Genomic DNA, 22,220 nt, shown 5'->3' with positions numbered 1-22,220 from the left:
GCGTCAGACCGTATCCGTCCGGGAGGAACCCGTCACCAGGTTCCTCGTCACAGCGGCTTCACCGGACGGGTCCGGGGTGCCGGCGGTGCCCGCCGCCTCCTCGACCTCCAGCAGCGAGGCGCCGCGCCGCTCGGCCTCGAAGGCCGCGTGGCCGCCGCGCAGTCCGAACAGCCGCTTGGACAGCAGGATGTAGAGGACGGCGAGGATGTTGAGGAGCAGCGTGCCGATCTTGAGGTAGCTGACCTTCTCGGTGAGCTCCCAGATCTCCAGCGGCAGGAAGGCGGCCGTCGCCACGACGGTGAGGTACTCCGCCCACCGCCTGCCCGCCCACAGGCCGACCGCCTCGACGATCTCGATGAGCGCGTACAGCAGCAGCGCCCCGGCCGCGATCAGCAGCGTGGAGTGCCGGTACTCGAAGGTCCTGCGGATGGTGTCGACCACGGGGGAGTGGTCGAGGTCGTAGTGGAAGTGCTCGAAGACCGGGCGGAGGACGGCCAGGTTCTCCTCGAAGAAGCGGCGCACCGCGTCCTGCGAGTTGCTGAACCGCCACACCGCCCAGGCCGCGAGCACGATGAACACGCCGCGCAGCAGCCGCTCCACGGCCAGGAAGCGCAGGATGAACAGATCGCGCAGCGCGCGGCCGCGCGGCACCTCGGGCGCCTGGTCGGCGGGTCCCGAGCCGTGCGGTTCGCCGAGGGCGAAGTCCCCGCAGCGCAGGCAGCGCCACACCTCGCCGAGCGCGGTCTCGGCGCGCAGCCGCTCGCGCAGGTGCGTCTCGTCGGGCGCGTACGTGATGTGCCCGCGCCGGGCGCAGTGCCGGCGGTCCCAGTCGAACGTCATGTGGTGCAGGACGCCGGGGAGGCGTTCCTGGTTCATCCCACCCCTGCGCCGCCCCCTGCTCCGCTCCGCCGCACCGGCCCCGGGCGCGGGGCGGTGCGGGGGTGGGGTGATAATGGGCAGGGCTCTTGTGAGTGCATTCACAATCGCTCCGGCGCCGCACCGCCCCGTACCGCCCCGCCGCTGTCCCTGTCCCGATAGTGAGGTCCCGTGGACGTCAAGACCGCATCCGCCCTGAACCGGCTCCGCCTGGTCTCCGCCCCGGAGGCGGTGTCCTTCCTGCTGCTGCTGATCTGCTCGGTGCTCAAGCGCACCACGGACTTCAACGCGGTTCCCGTCATGGGCATGGTGCACGGCATCCTGTTCGTCCTCTACGTCGTGCTCTGGGCCTTCGCCTGGTACCGCGCCAAGTGGCCGCTGGGCCGCTCCGCGCTCTACCTCCTGCTCTCCGTCCTGCCCACCGGCGGCTTCTTCGCCGAGCGCAAGCTGCGCCGCGAGGCCGAGAACAGCGTGATCGCCGCCCGGGCCCGCAAGGAACTCAAGGACGTCGGGCGAGGGACGGTCGGGGCATGATCGTCGCGTTCTCCGTCAGTCCGGTCGGCGTCGGTGAGGACGTCGGCGAGTACGTCGCGGAAGCGGTCCGCGTGGTCCGGGAGTCGGGGCTGCCCAACCGCACCGACGCGATGTTCACCTCGATCGAAGGTGAGTGGGACGAGGTGATGGACGTCGTCAAGCGCGCCGTCGCCGCCGTCGAGGCCCGCGCCCCGCGGGTCTCCCTCGTCCTCAAGGCCGACATCCGCCCCGGTGTCACCGACGGACTGACCTCCAAGGTCGACACCGTCGAGCGGTACCTCGCCGGCGGGTAGCGGCGGGCGTTCCCGGAACGAACGCCGGGCGGGCCGGAGAATCCGGCCCGCCCGGCGTCTTTTTTGGCGGAGGAGAAGGCCGGAGGGCATCTCGCCGTCCTTTGCCAGTTGCCGGCAGGGGCGCAGACCCAGCCGCGGCTCGCGCCCGCGACGGCCGCCGGGCTCGGGCTGTGGACGGAGGAGCTCGAGCGGGTACTCGCCAGAGTCCTCGGCGGCACACCTCTCGCGGAGTTCGCCGGCACGGCGGGGCTCGCCATGGCCGTGGCGGCAGGTTTCGAGGGACTGGAGCTGTACGAGGGCGCCGACCCCGAGGGCGCCGGGCGCGCCTTCGCCGCGGTCGACCGGCTCGCGGCGGTGGCCGGCGCGCTCGAGGAACTCGGCCCCGTCGCCCAGCGGGCGGTGCGGGCACGGCTGCGGCGTTCAGTCGCCCGTTGGGGCGGTGCCCGGCGGCGTGCGTCCGGGGAGGGCGGGGCGGTGCCCGGCGCCGCCGCGGAGTTCGTGCCCGTCCACCTGGTGAACGGTGCTGCGTGGGCGGCACCCTGTGCATCCTCGCGGTGCCGCGGACCGTATGGGGCGGTCCGCGGCACCGCGAGTGATCAGGGTGCCTGCCGGGTCAACGGGTCACCGGGGTGTGCCGGGGCACCGTCAGGCGACGTTGACCCCGGTCCAGGCGGCGGCGACCGCGTTGTACTCGGCGGAGCCGCTGCCGTACAGGTCCTTGGCCGCGTTCAGCGTCGCGGTGCGGGCCTTGGCGTAGTTGGTGGACGAGGTGAAGTACACCGTCAGGGCGCGGTACCAGATGGCCGCGGCCTTGGTGCGGCCGATGCCGGTGGCGGTGGAGCCGTTCTTCGTCGGGCTGTTGTAGCTGACGCCGTTGATGGTCTTGGCGCCGCTGCCCTCGGAGAGCAGGTAGAAGAAGTGGTTGGCCACACCCGACGAGTAGTGCACGTCGAGGTTCTTCACCGAGGAGGACCAGTAGTCGGCGGAGGCGCCGTCCTTGGACGGCTTGTCCATGTATCGCAGCGGGGTGCCGTCGCCGTTGATGTTGATCTTCTCGCCAATGAGGTAGTCCGGGGTGTCCGAGGTGAGGTTGGCGTTGAACTCGACCATCGTGCCGAAGATGTCGGAGGTGGCCTCGTTGAGGCCGCCGGACTCGCCGGAGTAGGTCAGGCCCGCCGTTGAGCTGGTCACGCCGTGGGATATCTCGTGGCCCGAGACGTCGAGGGCGGTCAGCGGGTGGGTGTTGCCCGAACCGTCGCCGTAGGTCATGCAGAAGCAGCTGTCGTCCCAGAAGGCGTTGACGTAGTTGCTGCCGTAGTGGGCGCGCGAGACGGAGCCCTTGCCGTCGTTCCTGATGCCCGAGCGGCCGAAGGTGTTCTTGTAGAAGTCCCAGGTGGCCGCCGCGCCGAACTGGGCGTCCACGCCCGCCGACTGGCGGTTGGAGGCGGAGCCGTTGCCCCACACGTCGTCGGTGTCGGTGAACGTGGTCCCGGTGCCGCTGGTGCGGTTGTTCAGGTCCGTGGTGGAGATGCCGCCGCGGCTCGCGTCCTTCAGCGAGTAGGTGCTGCCGGACTTGGTGGTGGTGAGGGTGACCGAGCCCACGTGGACGCCGGTGCCGGTGCCGGTCCGGATGCCCTCGTATTTCTGGATCACCGCGCCGGTGCGGGCGTCGGTGATCACGTTGAGCTCGCTGGGGGTGCCGTCGGCCTGGGTGCCGTGGACGACGGTCCGGTAGGCGAGCCGGGGCGTGCCGCTGACGGCCCAGACGACCTTCTGCGGGGCGGCGGCGCTGCCGACGGCCTTCAGCGGCTCCTCGCCCTTGACCAGCGGCGTCTTGAGCAGGCCCTTGACCGTTTCGGCTGCCTTGTCGCGGGCGGCGGAGGGGGTGACGGCGGGGGTGAGGGTGGCGGGGGCGATACCCGCGGTGGCGGCCCGCGAGACCGACCGGGTGGCGCCGTTCCTGTCCTGGTGCACCACGAGGTCGCCGCCGAGCACCTCCAGGCCCGCGTAGGTGCGGTCGTAGCGCAGGTGGCGCGTGCCGTCCGGGTCGACGACGACGTCCTTGACCGTCAGCCGCTCCTGGGCTCCCAGGCCGAGGGAGCCGGCCAGGGCGCCGGCCTGGCCGCGGGCGTCAGTGAGGGCCTTCGCGTGGGAGGCGGCGAGCGCGAGGGCGGAGGGCGCGGGCCGCGCGGTCGCCGCGAAGGACTGGAGGCCGCCGGCCAGAAGTGCCGATGCGGCCACGAGGGTGCCGAGTGCCAGCTTCTTGCGCAATGTGACTCCTTGGGTCCCGCCGTGTGGGGACGGCAGGCATGGTCCCCGGGCGGAAGCGCACCCGGGGGTGTGGGGGGTGCGCGGTGTTCCGCGCGGTAAGGAGCCTCGCACCGAACGGCATATTAATGACAGGTACATTTCATTGATTGGCCGGTTGTCGCGAGCGGGCCGGCGTCGCGCCGCAGGTCATCCGGGCCAAAGAGGCGCAAGTCCGGCCGGGAAGTAGGGGAAACCCTCCCCGGCAGGGTGAGGTTTTCGGCCGGAACGCCGGGTCGGGATGGCTGAAACACCGCGTTCACACAGGTGTGGCGGGTGCCGGGTACGATCGCGGCCCCGCCGTCCCTGACGAGCCGTTGTCCCGCCCCCCGAGACATGGCTGCCCACCATGTGACCGGCGGGTAGGCTCGGCCCTGTGTCCAAGCCGCTCAGCCTGCCCTTCGACCCCATCGCCCGCGCCGACGAGATCTGGACGCGGCGCTGGGGGCGCGTGCCGTCCATGGTCGCGATCACGTCGATCATGCGCGCCCAGCAGATCCTGCTGGGTCAGGTCGACGCCGTGGTCAAGCCCTACGGGCTGACCTTCGCCCGCTACGAGGCGCTGGTGCTGCTCGCCTTCAGCAAGGAGGGCGAGCTGACGATGTCCAAGATCGGCGAGCGCCTCATGGTGCATCCGACGTCGGTCACCAACACCGTGGACCGCCTGGTGGCCGCCGGCCTCGTCGCCAAGCGCCCCAACCCCAACGACGGGCGCGGCACGCTGGCCTCCATCACCGCCAAGGGCCGCGAGGTGTGCGAGGCCGCCACCGACGACCTCATGGGGATGAAGTTCGGCCTCCAGGCGTACGACGACGACGAGTGCGCGGAGATCTTCGCCCTGCTGCGGCCGCTGCGGATATCCGCGGGAGATTTCGAGGGGTAGTCCCCCGGGGGACGCGCCGCCGGTTCCGGGCGGCCCGGGGGAAAGCGCCCGAAGAGCACCGGTTAGGCTTCGGCGCATGAAGCAGAGTGTCCTGACCCGGTACCGCACCCTCGCCTATGTGACGGGTGTGCTGCTGGTCCTGCTGACCATCGGCGTTATCGCCAAGTACGTCCTGGACATCGACGGCGCCGCGGGCTTCACCCAGGTCGTCGCCATCGCCCATGGCTGGCTCTACGTCCTGTACCTGGTCTTCGCCTTCGACCTCGGGTCCAAGGCGAAGTGGCCCTTCGGCAAGCTGCTGTGGGTGCTGCTGGCCGGGACCGTCCCCACCGCGGCGTTCTTCGTCGAGCGCAAGGTCACCCGCGAGGTGGCCCCGCTGGTAGTCCCCACGGGTGAACCCGTCAAGGTCTGACACGCGCCTGACCTGCGGATACCCCCCTCCCCGCGCGGGTGGGGGGTTTTGCCGTCGACAATTAGTAGGACGTCCTAGTATTTTCACCCCACAGGGGTAAACCTTCTTGTACAACGACGTGCGAGGACGGCCCCGCACCGATGAGAGGCGGACACCGGCATGGACGCTGCAGCCATTGACGAGGGGCGCAGCCGCTGGCAGGCGCGCTACGACGCCTCCCGCAAGCGCGAGGCGGACTTCACCACGCTCTCCGGCGACACCGTGGAGCCGGTGTACGGACCCCCGGCCGGCGCGGAGGTTCCCGGCTTCGAGCGGATCGGCTGGCCCGGGGAGTACCCGTTCACCCGCGGTCTGCACGCCACCGGCTACCGGGGCCGCACCTGGACCATCCGCCAGTTCGCCGGCTTCGGCAACGCCGAGCAGACCAACGAGCGCTACAAGATGATCCTGGAGGCGGGCGGCGGCGGTCTGTCCGTTGCCTTCGACATGCCCACCCTCATGGGCCGGGACTCCGACGACCCCCGCTCACTGGGCGAGGTCGGTCACTGCGGCGTGGCCATCGACTCCGCCGCCGACATGGAGGTCCTCTTCCGGGACATCCCGCTCGGCGAGGTCACCACCTCCATGACGATCTCCGGCCCCGCGGTGCCCGTCTTCTGCATGTACCTGGTGGCCGCCGAACGCCAGGGCGTCGACCCCGCGGTGCTCAACGGCACCCTGCAGACCGACATCTTCAAGGAGTACATCGCGCAGAAGGAGTGGCTCTTCGCCCCCGAGCCGCACCTGCGCCTGATCGGCGACCTGATGGAGCACTGCGCGACGGGGATCCCCGCGTACAAGCCGCTGTCAGTCTCCGGGTACCACATCCGCGAGGCCGGTTCCACGGCCGCGCAGGAGCTGGCCTACACCCTTGCCGACGGTTTCGGCTATGTGGAGCTGGGCCTGTCGCGCGGGCTGGACGTCAACACCTTCGCCCCCGGTCTCTCCTTCTTCTTCGACGCCCACCTCGACTTCTTCGAGGAGATCGCCAAGTTCCGCGCCGCACGCCGGATCTGGGCCCGCTGGATGCGCGACGTGTACGGCGCGACGTCCGACAAGGCGCAGTGGCTGCGCTTCCACACCCAGACCGCGGGTGTCTCGCTCACCGCTCAGCAGCCGTACAACAACGTCGTGCGCACCGCGGTCGAGGCGCTGGCGGCGGTGCTCGGCGGTACCAACTCCCTGCACACCAACGCCCTGGACGAGACGCTGGCACTGCCCAGCGCCCAGGCCGCGGAGATCGCGCTGCGCACCCAGCAGGTGCTGATGGAGGAGACCGGCGTCGCCAATGTCGCCGACCCGCTCGGCGGCTCCTGGTACGTCGAGGCGCTGACCGACCGCATTGAGGCGGACGCGGAGAAGATCTTCGACAAGATCAAGGAACTGGGCGCCCGCGCCGTGCCCGACGGGCGGCACGCGGTAGGCCCGATCACCTCCGGCATCCTGCGCGGCATCGAGGACGGCTACTTCACCGGCCGGATCGCCGAGGCCGCCTTCGAGTACCAGCGCTCCCTGGAGAAGGGCGACAAGCGGGTCGTCGGCGTCAACTGCCACACCGGCTCGGTCACCGGGGACCTGGAGATCCTGCGGGTGAGCCACGAGGTGGAGCGCGAGCAGGTGCGGGAGCTGGCCGGCCGCAAGGACCTGCGGGACGACGCGGCCGTGCGCAAGGCGCTGGACGCGATGCTCACCGCCGCCCGCGAGGGCACCAACATGATCGAGCCCATGCTGGAAGCGGTGCGCGCCGAGGCGACCCTCGGCGAGATCTGCGGCGCGCTGCGCGACGAATGGGGCAGCTACACCGAGCCCGCGCGCTTCTGAGCACGGCCGGAACGCCCTGACGCAGCGACGCCGAGGGCCGGCGGGAACCCCGGGGTTCCCGCCGGCCCTCGTGTCACCGCAGCGCCGTGGCGCCTCAGAACTGCTGGACGAAGTACGGCTCGACGGTCATCCAGCCGTTGCCGCGGGCACCGTAACGGGTGCCGTTGTCGCTCTGCGCCAGGGTGTACCAGGAGTCGACGTAGTCGGGGTCGTCGGTCCACCAGTCGTTCGGGATCGCGTCCAGGACCGCGTTCACGAGCGGGATATAGGTGCCCTGGTCGGTGATGGTGAGCAGCACCGTGGCGATGGCCTTGGCCAGGTCGCGGTAGTTGGTGCTGCCGTCCTCCTCCATCATCACCGCGTCGGCGAGGTTGTACTTGTAGTTCGACCAGTTCACCAGGATCTGGTTGGGCCGGTAGACCGTGCCGTCGTTGTCCAGGTACGGCATGTCGACCGGGTCGACGCGCACGGCGCCGTCCTGCCCGAAACCGGTGACCAGGGTGTAGATCTCGGCGTCGCCCTTGACCCAGGGCTCCTCATCGTCCGACAGCTCGACCGAGGTGATGCGGGTGGTCCAGAAACCGCCCGCGGCCGCCTGTGCTCGCGAGCCGGCCGCCGGGGCCTGTGCGCGGGACGGCGTGGCCTTGGCGGAGGCCACTCCGTAGCGGGTCAGCTCCTTGTTCATCACGGCCAGACCGGCGGCCAGCGCCTTGGAGCCGTCGATGTCCACGACGTACACCGGGTGCGCGGGCGCCTTGCGGGCGTCCAGCGTGTGGGTGTGGCCCTGGCTGTCCCAGGCGGTGACGGAGGTGGCGTCGTCGTCCAGGGAGGCCGAGGTCACCCACGGCGTCACGCCCGCGGACAGCGCCGCGCGCATGGAGTCGGCCCCGAGCCGCAGCCGCAGCAGCGGTCCGACGCCGGCGTCCAGGCCCTTCGCGGCGGCGATCCGCCGGTCGGCGGCGGCCAGTTCGGCCTTCAAGGAGCCACCGGCCTTGCCGGCGAGGGCGGTGACGGCGACGTCGTGGGAGGCGAGGGTCGCCTTGCCCACCCGGGCGCGCCAGGCGGTGTCGGTGAGTGAGCCGGCGATCGCACGAGCCGCCTGCTCCTCGGCCGCGGAGACCGCGGAGGCGGATGTGTGGGGGTGCGGGGCGGCCGTGGCGGGCAGGGCGCTCACGGTCTGGCCGGCCGTCAGGGCGAGCAGGGAGGCGGCGAGGGAGACGACGGCGCCGCGCCGGCGAGGGTGATGAAGTCTCACGTGGATCGATCCTCCTGGGGGCGAGCGATCAATGACGCACTGTCTGGACGAAGCAGTGCGGAACTGCGCTGAGCTGGGCAGGACTTCGCAGAGCTGTGCGGAAATGCGCGGAACTGTGCGGAACCGGTGAGGAATCTATGCGAGTAGATACCCGCGGGTAAGCATGGCGGTGCCATGACATCCCGGCAAGACCCCGGCACGGCGGGATCGGTGAACTTCGGGGAACGCCCGCCGGAAGACGTCCTGTCAAACGGCCCTCACACGCAAGGGAGTTGCGCCGGCCGCCTGACAAGCCGTGACAAACGGCGGCAGGGTGTGGGAGATCAGCCCGCGGCGGCCGCGAGCCCGCCGAGCAGGACCGTGGTGAAGCGCGCCGCCCAGTCGGCGTCGACCGGCTCGCAGGACACGAGGGTGCGGTGCACGACGGCCCCGGCGATGACGTCGAAGATGAGGTCGATCTGCGGCGTCGGGTCACCGTCGTCGGGCGGAATCTCGCCGCGGGCCTGGGCGCGCCGCCGGCCCTCGATCACCAGCCGCTTCTGCCGGTCCACGATCGCCTCGCGGATCCGCTGCCGCAGCGCCTCGTCGTGCGTCGCCTCGGCGACCACCGCCATCAGCGCGGTCCTGGTGGCCGGTTGCTCCAGCAGGGCCGCGAACTGCAGGACCACGCCCTCCACGTCGGCCCGCAGGCTGCCGTTGTCGGGAAGGTCCAGTTCGTCGAAGAGCGCGGCCACCGCATCCACGACGAGTTCGCTCTTGCCGGCCCAGCGGCGGTAGAGCGTGGTCTTGGCCACCTTCGCGCGCGCCGCGACGTCGCCCATGGTCAACTTGCCCCAGCCGGTCTCGACCAGGGCCTGCCGCGCGGCGTCCAGGATCGCCCGGTCGGCCGCCGCGCTGCGGGGGCGGCCGGTGCGTCGTCCTGTTTCACGCGGGCACATGGCTGGGCACCCTATCCCCGTTGCGCTGTGCGCGACCATCGAGTTACGCTACGGTCCGTATCGAAACAGGCGGCAGTCACGAGGCGTGGGCGGGGACCCCGCGTCGTGCGTCCGGTCATCATCATGACGCGCCATTGCGGCGCTTCCGGGGGGCGATTCCCCGGGAACCGAGACGAGGGGGGAGGATTGGTCCATGCAGCCACGGAACATGTCCATGAGCGGCGTGGTCGACCTCGCCGCGGTGAAGGCGGCCGGTGAGGCCAAGACAAAGGCCGAGCAGGCCCGTGCGGAAGCCGCCCGCACCGGGGAAGTACCCGCCCCCGTCCTGGTGACCGAGGTCACCGAGGCCACCTTCGAGACCGACGTCCTGCAGCGCTCCACCGAGGTTCCGGTCGTTGTCCACTTCTGGACCGACCGTGCCGACGCCAGCGTGCAGTTGGAGGAGGCGCTGGAGCGGCTCGCCGCCGAGTACGCGGGCCGGGTCGTCGTCGCCAAGATCGATGTCTACGCGAACCAGCTGCTGGTGCAGCAGTTCGGAGTGCAGGGGATTCCCGCGGTGTTCGCGGTGCTCGCCGGTCAGGCGATGCCGCTCTTCCAGGGCGCGGCCCCGGAGGACCAGATCCGCGAGGTGCTCGACCAGCTGATCGCCGTCGCCGAACAGCGCTTCGGCATCGTCGGCGTCCCGGTCGAGGGCGCCGAGCCCGCCGCGCCGGCCGAGGAGCGGCCGCCGAGCCCGCAGGAGCTGGCCCTGACCGCCGCGCACGACGCGCTCGACCAGGGTGACCTCGGTGGCGCGATCCAGGCGTACCGCAATGTGCTGTCCGGTGACCCGGGCAATATCGAGGCGAAGCTGGGCCTGGCCCAGGCGGAACTGCTGGAGCGCGTGGAGGGGGCCGACCCGCAGGCGCTGCGCAAGGCCGCCGCCGACCACCCCGACGACGTCCGGGCGCAGATCGCCGTGGCCGATCTGGACCTGGTGGGCGGACATGTGGACGACGCCTTCGGGCGGCTGGTGGAAGCGGTGCGCCGTTCCGCGGGTGCGGACCGTGACGCGGCCCGGATGCGGCTGCTGGAGCTCTTCGAGGTGATCGGCCCGGACGACCCGCGGGTGACCGCGGCACGCTCGGCGCTGGCCCGGGTCCTGTTCTGACCTGATCGCGTCCACCGCCTCCACCTCGAAAGACCTTTCGAGCCGAATATGACATCGGCCGCGCTTTACCAAATCTTGATGAAGTGCGGCCGATGTTACTTCCGGTAAGAGAGTGACGGACTTCTGTCCGGATCTATCGCCCCTTGAGGCAATTTCACACCCTCGTCGCAACTACCCTGCGTAGTCGATCTGGTCCAGACCATGCGAGCTGGGTTATCGCACCGTTACCCGCTAGTAACGAAGCCCCTTGTGCAGCGGCCCCGAATGGACCACGATCGGCCAAGCTCGGTCCGTTGCCGAGGTGTCGGCATCCAGCCGCCCGCTCGTCGTACGGGTCCCCACCGGGCCGGGACGCGAAGGCTGTGCCAGCAGCGGCCGCGTCTCGTGGACAGGGGGGTCTCTGCCGCCCGGCAGGGCCTGTCCAGCAGGTTGCGCGAGAGCGTGGCCAGTGGTTGTCGCTCGGGGGTGATCGCCGATTTCCGGACAACGCCGTCCGCCAACCCGCGGGACGGCCGTCTGTACGGCGCTCTCCTTCCCGAGGACGTAGCTCTTCTCCCATCCCGCCGCAATCCCCACGATTCCGGCCGGAGATGTACGTCCGAGAAGGAGGAAAGTCATGGAGTCGCTCATTCGCGGCGGTACCAGATGGAAGCGGTTCGCCGTTGTCATGGTGCCGAGCGTCGCGGCCACCGCCGCGATAGGCGTGGCCCTGGGTCAGGGCGCGCTTGCCGCGTCGTTCAGCGTGTCCGGCCAGCAGTTCAAGGTCCGGGCCGACAGCCTGCACGGTGAGGGCTTCGTCCAGTACGGAGCCATCGACGTCCAGCACGGCGGCAAGCCGATCCCGGTCGCGGTCTCCGCGTTCAGCAACGCCACGATCTCCGGGCTGTGCCAGTCCGTCGTGGTGCCGGTCCCCGTCTTCGGCGATGTGACGCTGAAGCTGGGCGCCGGCAATGGTGACAAGAAGGTCGAGGCGAAGAACCTCTACATCGACCTGGACCAGCTGAACGCGGACGCCACGTTCACCAACATCAACATCGGCGTGGCGGCCGGAGACAGCAAGAAGGGTCCCGGCATCAAGACCGGCGACCAGTCGGACCCGGGTTCCTTCGCGCAGGAGGCCGACGCGGCCGACCTGACCGACGTGAGGCAGACCGCCTGGGCCACCAGCGCGGGAACCTTCAAGCTCAGCGGGCTGAGCATGTCGGTCAAGAAGGGCTCGGGCGCAGGCTACGAGTGCTTCTAAGCACCACCAGGGGGGTGAGGGGCGCGGGACGCCCCTCACCCTTCCACACCTACGCCTTCTTCTTTGTAACACCAGTCCCAGGGAGCAGTTTTCCATGAGCGCCGAGAGACATGGACTGAGCGGGTTCGACTACTGGCGGTTCCGCTTTCGCGTATGGCGCGGGCAGCGGCCGTTCTGGGCGGGCCTGCTGACGTTTCTGGCCGGACTGCCCATCGTCTATTACCCGTACGCCCACATCACCCTTGGCTCGCTCAGCCTGACCATGGGCACCCCGACCGGCTCCGGTTCGCTGATCATCGGCGTGCTGCTGATCGTCCTCGGTCTGACCATGTGGTTCCAGTCGGAGGTCCGGGTCTTCGCGGGCATCGCCTCGATCCTGCTCGCGCTGGTCTCCCTGGTGGTCTCCAACTTCGGCGGCTTCTTCGTGGGCTTCGTGCTCGGGCTGGTCGGCGGAGCACTCTCCGTGGCCTGGGCCCCCGGTGCCCCGCCCGCCGAGGGCGGCCCGCAGGCGGCGGAACTGCCCGATGGCGGCAAGGGGTACGACGGCGGCGACACCGGCTACGTGCCCCCGCCGGACTCGCCCTACGCGCAGGCGTACGGTGCGTACCCCGCCGAGGCGTCGGACGGCAGCGCCCCGCGGGAGGCGTCGGACGGCACAGAGCGAACCGTAGACGTGAACGGGAGGCACAGTGCGGGGTGATGAGGATCAGCCGGCTTCCGCGGCCGCCGGTAGCGGCACCCGCGTGAGACCGGGGCCGCGGCACGCGGCCCCGAGGAAGTCGCTGCTGACCAAGCTGCAGATGCCGGCGGGCAAGGCGATAGCCCTGGCCGCGATGCCGACGGCGGTCCTGATGGGCATGGGACTGACCCCGAGGCTGGCCTCTGCCGACGAACTGCCGAAGAACCCGTTCTCCGGTACGAAGTGCGTGGAGCAGCCCGACGAGCCCTCGCCGTCCTCGACGCCGAGCAGCACGCCGAGCGGTGGCACGAAGACGGACAAGCCGGAGACGCCGAAGCCCTCGGTGACCCCGACGACCGACCCGTCCGGCTCCGGCACGGGCGCCGGTGACGACGAGGGCGACAACGGCACGACCTCCGGGTCGGGCGGCGGCGGTTCGACGACCTCGCCGAGCACGCCGTCGGTGACGCCGTCCGCCTCCTCCGAGCCGCTGGACCCGCTGGGCCTCGGCGACGCGCTGGGCGACCTGCTGGGCGTCGACAAGAAGGGCGCCGACTCCGCTCCGGCGGACACCGCGCCCTCCGCGACCGCCACGCCGAGCCCGAGCGCCACGTCGCAGACCCCGCAGCCGGGCACCACGCACAAGCCGGCAGGCAAGACCGTCAAGACCGTCAAGGACACAGCCGACACGGTCAAGAAGGTGCTGTCCGAGGCCGCCAAGGCCGCGGACGACGCCAAGGCGACGCAGGAGCCAGGCGACACGCCGGACCCCCTGGCCACGTCGGCGGACGGGAAGACCCCGTTCCCGTGCCCGACGCACGACGCACAGGCTCTGGCCGACGCGGCGTACCAGGAGACCTCCACCCTTCTCGCGGACGACCCCTGGACGCTGCACAGCAGCCTGCTGACCCTCACGGGCCTGGACTACAAGGGCATCGTCGAGGTGAAGACCTGGAACGGGAAGATCAAGCCGGTACTGAAGTTCACGGCCTCCACCCTGGACATCAAGGACCTGCACCAGGAGGTCGTCGGCCCGAACGGCACCGTCGGCCATGTCGAGGCCCGCAAGGGCAGCACGTCCACTATCCGCGGCGGCACGGTGACGATGTACACCGAGTCGCTGAAGGGCAACCTCTTCGGGCTCATCCCGATCGAGTTCACGCCCGACACCCCGCCGCCGGTCAACGTGCCGGTCGCCTTCTTCACCAACGTCACGGTGAAGCAGGCCGCTCAGTTCGGCGGCACCCTCACGGTCCCGGGTATGCACGTCTACAACACCGCGGACTGACCGAGCTCCAGAGCCTTCCGGGAGCCGCACACGGCGGAGGGCGCCCACCCCTTGCGGGGGAGGCGCCCTCCGCCGTTTCCGCGGGCCCGCGCCGGTGACCCGGACGCGCCGGAACGGCCTGAACGGATCAGACGGCGCGGTGGCCGAGGTGGTGCACCCGCACCAGGTTGGTCGTGCCGGCCTCACCGGGAGGCGAACCGGCGGTGATGATCACCGTGTCGCCCTCGGCGTACTCGCTGAGCTTCAGCATCTCCTCGTTGACGATCTCGACCATCTCGTCGGTGGTGTTGACGTACTGCACGACGGTGGTCTGGACGCCCCAGGTCAGGGCGAGGAAATTGCGGGTCGCCTCGTCGGTCGTGTAGGCGACCACCGACTGCGGCACGCGGTAGCGGGCCAGCCGGCGCGCGGTGTCGCCGGACTTGGTGAAGGCGACCAGCGTCTTGGCGTCCAGGTAGTCCGCGAGCTCGGCGGCGGCACGGGCGACGGCACCGCCCTGGGTGCGCGGCTTGCGGCCGTTGAGCGGCCACAGGCCCTGCTTGAGCAGCTCGACCTCGGCGGCCTCGATGATCCGCGACATGGTCTTCACGGTCTCGATCGGGTACTTGCCGACGCTGGACTCGGCGGACAGCATCACCGCGTCCGTGCCGTCCAGGATCGCGTTGGCGACGTCGGAGGCCTCGGCGCGGGTGGGGCGGGAGTTGGTGATCATCGACTCCATCATCTGGGTCGCCACGATCACCGGCTTGGCGTTGCGGCGGCACAGCTCGATGAGCCGCTTCTGCACCATGGGGACCTTCTCCAGCGGGTACTCCACCGCGAGGTCGCCACGGGCCACCATGACGGCGTCGAAGGCCGCGACGATGTCCTCCATGTTGTCCACCGCCTGCGGCTTCTCCACCTTGGCGATGACCGGCACACGGCGGCCGACCTCGTCCATCACGCGGTGGACGTCGCGGACGTCCTTGGCGTCGCGCACGAAGGACAGCGCGACCATGTCGACGCCCATCCGCAGCGCGAAGCGCAGGTCCTCGATGTCCTTCTCGGACAGCGCCGGGACGTTGACGGCGGCCCCGGGCAGGTTGATGCCCTTGTGGTCGGAGATGACACCGCCCTCGACGACCAGGCAGCGCACGCGGGCGCCGTCGACCTCGGTCACGCGCAGCGCGACGTTGCCGTCGTTGATCAGGACCGGGTCGCCGGACCGCACGTCACCGGGCAGGCCCTTGTACGTGGTGCCGCAGATGGTCTTGTCGCCGTCCACGTCCTCGGTGGTGATGGTGAACTCGTCACCGGCGACCAGCTCCACGGGGCCGTCCGCGAAGGTCTCCAGTCGGATCTTGGGGCCCTGAAGGTCGGCCAGCACACCGATGGCACGTCCGGTCTCCTCGGAGACCTTGCGCACCCGGTGGTAGCGCTCCTCGTGCTCGGCGTGGCTGCCGTGGCTGAAGTTGAAACGGGCCACGTTCATCCCGGCTTCGGCCAGCGTTTTCAGCTGGTCGTAGGAGTCGACGGCGGGACCCAGGGTGCAGACGATTTTCGCTCGGCGCATGAGGACGATCCTATCAATTTGTTCCGCTCCGGAATTTTCCCGTGCGGGGGAGTCGTGGACGGTGCGGACGGCGGCCATAGACTAGGCCCTCCAAGTGGCCTGGAGACGTCAGCGACCGGTCACCAGCGCGTACGTCTGCCGGGCGATCTCGTGCTCCTCGTCGGTCGGGACGACCGCCACCGCCACCTTGGCGGCGGCGGCCGACACCAGCCGTGCGGAGCTCGCGCGCACCGCGTTGCGCACCCCGTCCAGCTCGATGCCCAGGGTTTCCAGGCCCCGCATCGCGGCCTCCCGCACGGCGGGGGAGTTCTCCCCGACACCCGCGGTGAAGGCGATCGCGTCGACCCGGCCCAGGACGGCGGTGTAGGCGCCGACGTACTTGCGCAGCCGGTGCACGTATATATCGAAAGCCAGCTGTGCCGCCTCGTCGCCCTCCGCCATCCGCCGGCCGATCTCCCGCATGTCGTTGTCGCCGGACAGGCCCAGCAGACCGGAGCGCTTGTTGAGCAGGGTGTCCACGTCGTCCACCGACATCCCGCCCACGCGCGTGAGGTGGAACACCACGGCCGGGTCGACATCACCCGAGCGGGTACCCATGACCAGGCCCTCCAGCGGGGTGAGGCCCATCGAGGTCTCCACACACACGCCGCCGCGCACGGCGGAGGCGGAGGCGCCGTTGCCGAGGTGCAGCACGATCACATTGACCTCGGCGGGGTCCTTGCCCAGCAGTTCGGCCGTGGCGCGGCTGACGTACGCGTGCGAGGTGCCGTGGAATCCGTAACGGCGCACCTGGTGGGCGTCGGCGGTCTCGCGGTCGATCGCGTAGCGGTACGCGTACTCGGGGAGCGTGGCGTGGAAGGCGGTGTCGAAGACGGCCACCTGCGGCAGGTCCGGTCGCAGCGCGCGGGCCACCCGGATGCCGGTGATGTTGGCCGGGTTGTGCAGCGGGGCGAGCGGCACGAGCTCCTCGACGGCCGCGAGCACGGCGTCGTCGACCAGCGTCGGCTCGGTGAACCGGGTGCCGCCGTGCACCACGCGGTGCCCCACGGCGGCGAGTTCGGGGGAGTCCAGGCCGAGGCCGCGGGCGGCCAGCTCGTCCGCGACGGCCCCCAGCGCCTCGGCGTGGCCGGCGATCCCGCCGGGCTCGCCGATGTGCTCCACGATCCCGGCCGCCGGGCGGCTGCCGTCGGCCATGTCGATGAGCTGGTACTTCACCGACGAGGAGCCGGAGTTGAGGACGAGGACGCGGGTCGCTGTCAAAGTGCTTTCCTTGTGTCGGTCGGTCCGGTCGGTCCGGACGGGCCGGCCTGGCCGGCCGCCGTCTGCTCGCCCTGGGCCTGGATCGCCGTGATGGCGACCGTGTTGACGATGTCCTGCACCAGCGCGCCGCGCGAGAGGTCGTTGACGGGCTTGCGCAGGCCCTGGAGCACGGGGCCGACGGCCACGGCGCCGGCCGAACGCTGCACCGCCTTGTAGGTGTTGTTGCCGGTGTTGAGGTCCGGGAAGATCAGCACGGTGGCCCTGCCCGCCACCCGCGAGCCGGGCAGCTTGGTCTCGGCGACCTGCGCGTCCACCGCCGCGTCGTACTGGATCGGGCCCTCGACCAGCAGTTCCGGGCGCCGCTCGCGGACCAGTTCGGTGGCCCGGCGCACCTTGTCGACGTCCACGCCCGAGCCCGAGGTCCCGGTGGAGTACGAGAGCATCGCCACCCGCGGCTCCACCCCGAACTGGGCGGCGGTCTCGGCCGACTGGATCGCGATGTCCGCCAGTTGCTCGGCGTCGGGGTCGGGGTTGACCGCGCAGTCGCCGTACACCAGCACCTTGTCGGCCAGGCACATGAAGAAGACCGAGGAGACGATCGACGCGTCCGGGACCGTCTTGATGATCTCGAAGGCGGGACGGATCGTCGCCGCGGTGGAGTGCACCGCGCCGGAGACCATGCCGTCGGCGAGGCCCTGCTGCACCATCAGCGTGCCGAAGTACGACACGTCGGCGACGACGTCGTAGGCGAGTTCGTAGCTGACGCCCTTGTGGGCGCGCAGCTTGGCGTACAGCTCGGCGAAACTCTCGCGCAGCGGCGAGGTCTGCGGATCGGTGAGCACCAGGCCGGGGACGTCCACGTCGATGCCCAGTTCGCCGGCCCGCCGGCGGATGGCGTCCTCGTTCCCCAGCAGCACGATGTCGCAGACATTGCGGCGCAGCAGCACCTCGGCGGCGTGCAGGATGCGCTCCTCGGCGCCCTCCGGCAGCACGACGCGGCGCCGGCCGGAGCGGGCCCGCTCGATGAGCTCGTGCTCGAACATCATCGGGGTGACGCGCTCGCCGCGGACCACCGACAGCCGCTCGCTGAGTTCCGCGCTGTCGACATGCGTCTCGAAGAGGCCGAGCGCGGTCTCGGCCTTGCGCGGGGTGCCCGCGCCGAGCTTCGCCTCCAGGGCGAACAGCTCGGCGGCGGTCGGGAAGCTGCCGGTCGGTACGGACATCACCGGGGTGCCGGGGGCGAGCCGGGCGGCCAGCGCCATGATCTCCGGGCCGGGCACCTCGTCGAGGGTGAGCAGGATGCCGGCGATGGGCGGCGAGCCCGCCGAGTGCGCGGCGAGCGAACCGATGATGAGGTCGGCACGGTCGCCCGGGGTGATCACCATGCAGCCGGGGGTCAGCGCGCGGATGAAGGTGGGCAGCATCGCGCCGCCGAAGACGAAGCCCAGGACGTCGCGGGAGAGCCCGCCGGCGTCGCCGAGCAGCACCTCCGCGCCGAGGGTCTCGACGATCTGGGACACCGTCGGCGCCGACAGCGCGGGCTCGTCGGGCAGCACGTACGCGGGGACCGGCAGCAGCCGGCGCAGCCGCCCGGCGACCTCGTCCAGGGTCTCCCGGGGCACCCGGTTGGCGATCATGGCGACGATGTCGCAGCCGAAGCCGGTGTAGGACTGGTGGGCGTTGCGCACCTCGTCCACCACCGACTCCGCGCTCTGGTCGCGCCCGCCGACCACCGGGACGACGGAGGCCCCGAACTCGTTGGCGAGGCGCGCGTTGATGCCCATCTCGCCCGGCAGGTTGGTCTCGTGGAAGTCCGAGCCGAGTACGAGCACGGTCTCGTACTGTCTGGCCACCAGGTGGTAACGCTCTACGAGCACGGCGATCATCGCGTCCCGGCCCTGCTCGGCCTGGAGGGCCGCGGCCTCCTCGTAGCTGAGGCCGAAGGCGGTCGCGGGGTCCTGGGTGAGCCGGAAGCGGCTGCGCAGGAGATCGAACATCCGGTCGGGGGTGTCGTGCACCAGCGGGCGGAAGACGCCCACGCGGTCGACCTGGCGGGTGAGCAGCTCCATGACGCCGAGCTCGACGACCTGCCTGCCGTCCCCCCGGCCGACCCCGGTTACGTACACGCTGCGCGTCACGCGCTCTCTCCGTTCCTACCCGTTGGAATCCACCCATTCGGGTGGCGGATGCCCCTTGACATTACAGTCCGCTGTGCGTATGACGCGCGGTGGGTCAGGTGCGGACCTACGATGCGAAAGAGGCGACCTGGGACGCTACCGGAGGGAGCGCGGAGCGCCATGCGTATCGGAGTCCTCACCGCGGGCGGCGACTGCCCCGGGCTCAACGCCGTCATCCGTTCGGTGACCCATCGCGCGTTGACGTACCACGAGGACGAGGTGATCGGTTTTGAGGACGGCTTCAAGGGACTGCTGGAGGGCCGCTACCGCACCCTCGATCTGAACTCCGTGAGCGGCATCCTCGCCCGCGGCGGCACCGTGCTGGGCTCCACCCGCCTGGAACGCGCCCGGCTGCACGAGGCCGCCGACAACTGGCGCACCGTGTGCGCGGACTACGGCCTCGACGTGCTCATCCCCATCGGCGGCGAGGGCACGCTCACCGCGGCCCGGCTGCTCGCCGAGGCGGGGATGCCGGTCGTGGGCGTCCCCAAGACCATCGACAACGACATCTCGGCCACCGACCGCACCTTCGGTTTCGACACCGCGGTCACCGTGGCCACCGAGGCCATCGACCGGCTGAAGACCACCGCCGAGTCGCACCAGCGCGTCATGGTCGTCGAGGTGATGGGCCGGCACGCCGGCTGGATCGCCCTGGAGTCCGGCATGGCCGGCGGGGCCCACGGCATCTGCCTGCCCGAGCGGCCCTTCGACCCCGCCGACCTCGTCGCGATGGTCCAGGAGCGCTTCGCGCGGGGCAAGAAGTTCGCCGTCGTCTGCGTCGCCGAGGGCGCCCACCCGGCCGAGGGCACCATGCCGTACGTCCACGGCGAGATCGACGCCTACGGCCACGAGCGCTTCGCCGGCATCGGCACCCGGCTCGCCGCCGAGCTGGAGCAGCGCCTGGGCAAGGAGGCGCGCCCGGTCATCCTCGGCCATGTCCAGCGCGGCGGCGTCCCCACCCCGTACGACCGGGTCCTGGCCACCCGCTTCGGCTGGCACGCCGTCGAGGCCGCGCACAAGGGCGCCTTCGGCAATATGACGGCGCTGCGCGGCACCGCGATCGAGCTGGTGCCGCTCGCCGAGGCCGTGACCGTGCTCAAGCGGGTTCCCGAGGACCGCATGCGGGAGGCGGAGTCCGTCTTCTGACGACACGTCATTTCCTGCGCGAGGTCGCCCAGCGGTAGGTGAGTTCGGGCCGTCCCACCTGGCCGTACTGCGGTGCCCGCACCGCGCGGCCGATGTCGACCAGGTGCTCCAGGTAGCGGCGGGCCGTGATCCGGGAGACGCCGACCTGCTGTGCGGCGGCGCTCGCCGACAGGCCCTCCCCGGCGTCGCGCAGCGCGGTGGTCACCGCCTCCAGCGTCGGACCGCTCAGGCCCTTGGGCAGTGCCGAGGCATCGGGGCTGCGCAGCGCCGCCAGCGCGCGGTCGACCTCGTCCTGCCCGGAGGCCTCGCCGCCCGCCAGTTCGTCGCGGTAGCGGGCCCAGCGCTCCAGCCGGTCGCGCAGCGCCGGAAAGGTGAACGGCTTGAGCAGGTACTGCACCACGCCCACCGAGACGGCCTGCCGCACCACTCCCAGGTCGCGGGCCGAGGTCACGGCCACCACGTCCGCGGTGTGCCCGGCGGCCCGCAGCTTGCGCACGACCTGAAGACCGTGCCCGTCCGGCAGGTTGAGGTCGAGCAGGATCAGGTCCACCTGGTGCCGCTCCAGCGCACGCAGTGCCGCGCCGCCGGAGTGCGCGACGGCCGCGACCTCGAAGCCCGGCAGCCGTTCCACGTAGAGCCGGTGCGCGTCGGCCGCCACCGGGTCGTCCTCGACCACGAGCACCCTGATCACGCCGGCACCCCCTGCCGCAGCGGCAGCCGTACGGTGAAGGCCGCCCCGCCGGTCTCGGCCCGGTCCAGCTCCACCGTGCCGCCGGCCCGCCGCGCCGCCTGCTCCACCAGGGCCAGGCCCAGTCCACGGCCCTCGCTCTTGGTGGTCCAGCCGCGCCGGAAGACCTCGCCCACCGTGGCCGGGTCCACGCCGCTCCCGTTGTCGGCGACCCGCAGCAGCAGTTCGCCGCCGTCGGCGCGGGCGGTCACCCCCACGTGCGGGCGGGCCGCACTCCGGCCCGCGCCCTCGATCGCCGCGTCGATGGCGTTGTCGATCAGATTGCCCAGGATGGTGACCAGGTCGCGGGAGGCCAGCGCGGCCGGAAGCACGCCGTCGTCGATGCGGCTGTCCTCGCTGACGGTCAGTTCGACGCCGCGCTCGTTCGCCTCGGCCGCCTTGCCCAGCAGCAGCGCCGCCAGCACCGGTTCGCCGACCGCCGCCACCACGCGGTCGGTCAGCGCCTGCGCCAGCTCCAGTTCGGCGGTCGCGAACTCCACCGCCTCGTCCGCGCGGCCCAGTTCGATCAGTGACACGACCGTGTGCAGCCGGTTCGAGGCCTCATGGGCCTGCGAGCGCAGCGCCTCGGCGAAGCCGCGCACCGAGTCGAGCTCGCCGGTGAGTGCCTGGAGGTCGGTGTGGTCGCGCAAGGTGACCACGGTGCCCCGGCGTTCACCGCCGAGCACCGGCGCGGTGCTGACCACCACGACCCGCTCGGCGGTCAGGTGCACCTCGTCCACGCGCGGTTCTGCGGCCAGCAGCGCGCCGGTCAGCGAGGTCGGCAGGCCCAGTTCCGCGACGTACGCGCCGACCACGTCCCCCGGCAGCCCCAGCAGTTCGCGGGCCGCGTCGTTGCACAGCGCCACGCTGCGGTCGGCGTCCAGCAGGATCAGGCCCTCGCGCACCGCGTGCAGCGTGGCCTGGTGGTAGTCGTACATCCGGCTCAACTCGTCGGCGGCCATGCCGTGGGTGTGCCTGCGCAGGCGGGCGTTGGCGAGGTAGGTGCCCAGACCGCCGACCGTCAGGGCCGCGAGCGCGAACCCGATCAGCGCGGTCAGCTGGTCGCGTACCTGGCCGGTGATGGCCTGGACGGTGATGCCGATGCTCACCAGCCCCACGATCCGGCCGGCGTCGCGGATCGGGGTGACCACCCGCACCGAGGCGCCGAGCGTGCCGGTGTAGGTCTCGGTGAAGGTCCGGCCGTGCTGAGCGGGGCCTATGTGCCCGAGGAAGGGCCGGCCTATCTGGGTCGTGTCGGGATGCGTCCAGCGGATGCCGGCCGGGCTCATGATGGTGACGAAGGCGACGCCGGTGTCCTTGCGGACCTGCTCGGCGTACGGCTGGAGCGCGAGGGTGGGGTCCGCGCCGCGGATGGCCGCCGCGACGGAGGGCGCGTCGGCGACCGCCCGCGCCGCCGCGGTCACCCGGTCCTCTGCCGCCGTGACGGCGCGGCTGCCCGCGTTGACGTACACGAGCACGGCGATGCCCGCGACCACCATGGCCACGATGACGACCTGCATCGCGAAGAGCTGCCCCGCGAGGCTGCGCGGGCGCGCGCGCCGCCGCGACCCGGGGCTGCGGAAAGGGCTGAGGACCGGCATGCCCACCAGTGTGCACGTGGGCCGCGAACTCAATGAACG

General features: G+C 71.1%; 19 protein-coding genes and 1 pseudogene. 11 read left to right on the top strand and 9 right to left on the bottom strand.

Going from position 1 to position 22,220, the window contains the following annotated elements; genetic code table 11:
- Positions 1–3: 3 nt before the first annotated feature.
- Positions 4–840, bottom strand: a complete 837-nt coding sequence (locus RV983_RS12435) for a DUF2127 domain-containing protein (protein ID WP_475990298.1) — start codon at positions 838–840, stop codon at positions 4–6.
- A gap of 207 nt (positions 841–1,047) precedes the next feature.
- Between RV983_RS12435 and RV983_RS12430 the strand changes: the two genes are divergently transcribed.
- The 3 genes and pseudogenes from RV983_RS12430 to RV983_RS12420 form a co-directional block, all read left to right on the top strand.
- A complete protein-coding gene (locus tag RV983_RS12430; protein ID WP_475985857.1) occupies positions 1,048–1,410 on the top strand; it encodes a DUF3817 domain-containing protein in 363 nt (120 codons plus the stop codon).
- Entirely contained in the window at positions 1,407–1,703 is a 297-nt protein-coding gene (locus RV983_RS12425) for an MTH1187 family thiamine-binding protein (RefSeq protein WP_475985856.1), read from the top strand. The genes RV983_RS12430 and RV983_RS12425 overlap by 4 nt, the downstream gene beginning before the upstream one ends.
- Before the next feature lie 69 nt (positions 1,704–1,772).
- Positions 1,773–2,135, top strand: a pseudogene (locus RV983_RS12420) (TetR/AcrR family transcriptional regulator); the annotation flags it as partial.
- A 213-nt stretch (positions 2,136–2,348) separates the two neighbouring features.
- Here RV983_RS12420 and RV983_RS12415 read toward each other — a convergent pair.
- A complete protein-coding gene (locus tag RV983_RS12415; protein WP_475985855.1) occupies positions 2,349–3,974 on the bottom strand; it encodes a M4 family metallopeptidase in 1,626 nt (541 codons plus the stop codon).
- A 412-nt stretch (positions 3,975–4,386) separates the two neighbouring features.
- Between RV983_RS12415 and RV983_RS12410 the strand changes: the two genes are divergently transcribed.
- The 3 genes from RV983_RS12410 (at position 4,387) to RV983_RS12400 (ending at position 7,165) form a co-directional block, all read left to right on the top strand.
- Positions 4,387–4,893, top strand: a complete 507-nt coding sequence (locus RV983_RS12410; protein WP_475985854.1) for a MarR family winged helix-turn-helix transcriptional regulator — start codon at positions 4,387–4,389, stop codon at positions 4,891–4,893.
- A 76-nt stretch (positions 4,894–4,969) separates the two neighbouring features.
- On the top strand, positions 4,970–5,305 hold the full coding sequence (locus RV983_RS12405; protein ID WP_475985853.1) for a DUF3817 domain-containing protein: 336 nt from the start codon (positions 4,970–4,972) through the stop codon (positions 5,303–5,305).
- A 159-nt stretch (positions 5,306–5,464) separates the two neighbouring features.
- Entirely contained in the window at positions 5,465–7,165 is a 1,701-nt protein-coding gene (locus RV983_RS12400; RefSeq protein WP_475985852.1) for an acyl-CoA mutase large subunit family protein, read from the top strand.
- Positions 7,166–7,259: 94 nt separating this feature from the next.
- On the opposite strand, the gene RV983_RS12395 is transcribed toward RV983_RS12400, so the two are convergent.
- Positions 7,260–8,420 carry a DUF3103 family protein gene (locus RV983_RS12395; protein WP_475985851.1) on the bottom strand — a complete coding sequence of 387 codons (1,161 nt, stop codon included), beginning with the start codon at positions 8,418–8,420 and terminating at the stop codon, positions 7,260–7,262.
- Between the two features lie 323 nt (positions 8,421–8,743).
- Positions 8,744–9,358 (bottom strand): TetR/AcrR family transcriptional regulator, encoded by a 615-nt coding sequence (locus RV983_RS12390; protein WP_475985850.1) that lies wholly within the window; start codon positions 9,356–9,358, stop codon positions 8,744–8,746.
- A gap of 193 nt (positions 9,359–9,551) precedes the next feature.
- On the opposite strand from RV983_RS12390, the gene RV983_RS12385 reads away from it, so the two are divergent.
- The 4 genes from RV983_RS12385 (at position 9,552) to RV983_RS12370 (ending at position 13,718) form a co-directional block, all read left to right on the top strand.
- Positions 9,552–10,508 carry a tetratricopeptide repeat protein gene (locus RV983_RS12385; protein ID WP_475985849.1) on the top strand — a complete coding sequence of 319 codons (957 nt, stop codon included), beginning with the start codon at positions 9,552–9,554 and terminating at the stop codon, positions 10,506–10,508.
- Between the two features lie 616 nt (positions 10,509–11,124).
- Positions 11,125–11,751 (top strand): DUF6230 family protein, encoded by a 627-nt coding sequence (locus RV983_RS12380; RefSeq protein ID WP_475985848.1) that lies wholly within the window; start codon positions 11,125–11,127, stop codon positions 11,749–11,751.
- Between the two features lie 94 nt (positions 11,752–11,845).
- Positions 11,846–12,451: a DUF6114 domain-containing protein gene (locus RV983_RS12375; RefSeq protein ID WP_475985847.1), complete on the top strand. Its 606-nt coding sequence runs from the start codon at positions 11,846–11,848 to the stop codon at positions 12,449–12,451.
- Positions 12,441–13,718 carry a hydrogenase expression protein HypF gene (locus tag RV983_RS12370; protein WP_475985846.1) on the top strand — a complete coding sequence of 426 codons (1,278 nt, stop codon included), beginning with the start codon at positions 12,441–12,443 and terminating at the stop codon, positions 13,716–13,718. Before RV983_RS12375 ends, RV983_RS12370 begins: the two co-directional genes overlap by 11 nt.
- Before the next feature lie 127 nt (positions 13,719–13,845).
- Here the strand turns inward: RV983_RS12370 and pyk are convergent, their stop codons facing one another.
- From pyk to pta, 3 genes are all read right to left on the bottom strand, one after another.
- Entirely contained in the window at positions 13,846–15,270 is a 1,425-nt protein-coding gene (gene pyk / locus RV983_RS12365; protein ID WP_475985845.1) for a pyruvate kinase, read from the bottom strand.
- A gap of 108 nt (positions 15,271–15,378) precedes the next feature.
- Positions 15,379–16,530: an acetate kinase gene (locus RV983_RS12360; protein ID WP_475985844.1), complete on the bottom strand. Its 1,152-nt coding sequence runs from the start codon at positions 16,528–16,530 to the stop codon at positions 15,379–15,381.
- Positions 16,527–18,668, bottom strand: a complete 2,142-nt coding sequence (pta, locus tag RV983_RS12355; protein WP_475985843.1) for a phosphate acetyltransferase — start codon at positions 18,666–18,668, stop codon at positions 16,527–16,529. The genes RV983_RS12360 and pta overlap by 4 nt, the downstream gene beginning before the upstream one ends.
- 159 nt (positions 18,669–18,827) lie before the next feature.
- Here pta and RV983_RS12350 point away from each other — a divergent pair, with 159 nt between their 5' ends.
- Complete coding sequence (locus RV983_RS12350; protein ID WP_475985842.1) at positions 18,828–19,853, top strand: ATP-dependent 6-phosphofructokinase; 1,026 nt, start codon at positions 18,828–18,830, stop codon at positions 19,851–19,853.
- Positions 19,854–19,860: 7 nt separating this feature from the next.
- On the opposite strand, the gene RV983_RS12345 is transcribed toward RV983_RS12350, so the two are convergent.
- The gene (locus RV983_RS12345; protein ID WP_475985841.1) at positions 19,861–20,544 is read right to left on the bottom strand and encodes a response regulator; all 684 of its coding nucleotides are present in this window, start codon (positions 20,542–20,544) and stop codon (positions 19,861–19,863) included.
- Positions 20,541–22,181, bottom strand: coding sequence for a sensor histidine kinase (locus RV983_RS12340; RefSeq protein WP_475985840.1), 1,641 nt, complete (start codon positions 22,179–22,181; stop codon positions 20,541–20,543). The genes RV983_RS12345 and RV983_RS12340 overlap by 4 nt, the downstream gene beginning before the upstream one ends.
- Positions 22,182–22,220: the final 39 nt, after the last annotated feature.

Source organism: Streptomyces sp. RLA123, assembly GCF_056270165.1.
Note: the sequence above shows the minus strand (reverse complement) of the source record. Positions and strands in the feature narration are given on the sequence as shown.

Excerpts from the sequence above, each read along its gene's own strand:
- RV983_RS12375 (WP_475985847.1), top strand. The coding sequence starts at position 11,846 with ATGAGCGCCGAGAGACATGGACTGAGCGGGTTCGACTACTGGCGGTTC.
- RV983_RS12425 (WP_475985856.1), top strand. The coding sequence starts at position 1,407 with ATGATCGTCGCGTTCTCCGTCAGTCCGGTCGGCGTCGGTGAGGACGTC.
- pyk (WP_475985845.1), bottom strand. The coding sequence starts at position 15,270 with ATGCGCCGAGCGAAAATCGTCTGCACCCTGGGTCCCGCCGTCGACTCC.
- RV983_RS12350 (WP_475985842.1), top strand. The coding sequence starts at position 18,828 with ATGCGTATCGGAGTCCTCACCGCGGGCGGCGACTGCCCCGGGCTCAAC.
- RV983_RS12380 (WP_475985848.1), top strand. The coding sequence starts at position 11,125 with ATGGAGTCGCTCATTCGCGGCGGTACCAGATGGAAGCGGTTCGCCGTT.
- RV983_RS12435 (WP_475990298.1), bottom strand. The coding sequence starts at position 840 with ATGACGTTCGACTGGGACCGCCGGCACTGCGCCCGGCGCGGGCACATC.
- RV983_RS12390 (WP_475985850.1), bottom strand. The coding sequence starts at position 9,358 with ATGTGCCCGCGTGAAACAGGACGACGCACCGGCCGCCCCCGCAGCGCG.
- RV983_RS12385 (WP_475985849.1), top strand. The coding sequence starts at position 9,552 with ATGCAGCCACGGAACATGTCCATGAGCGGCGTGGTCGACCTCGCCGCG.
- RV983_RS12405 (WP_475985853.1), top strand. The coding sequence starts at position 4,970 with ATGAAGCAGAGTGTCCTGACCCGGTACCGCACCCTCGCCTATGTGACG.
- RV983_RS12400 (WP_475985852.1), top strand. The coding sequence starts at position 5,465 with ATGGACGCTGCAGCCATTGACGAGGGGCGCAGCCGCTGGCAGGCGCGC.
- RV983_RS12340 (WP_475985840.1), bottom strand. The coding sequence starts at position 22,181 with ATGCCGGTCCTCAGCCCTTTCCGCAGCCCCGGGTCGCGGCGGCGCGCG.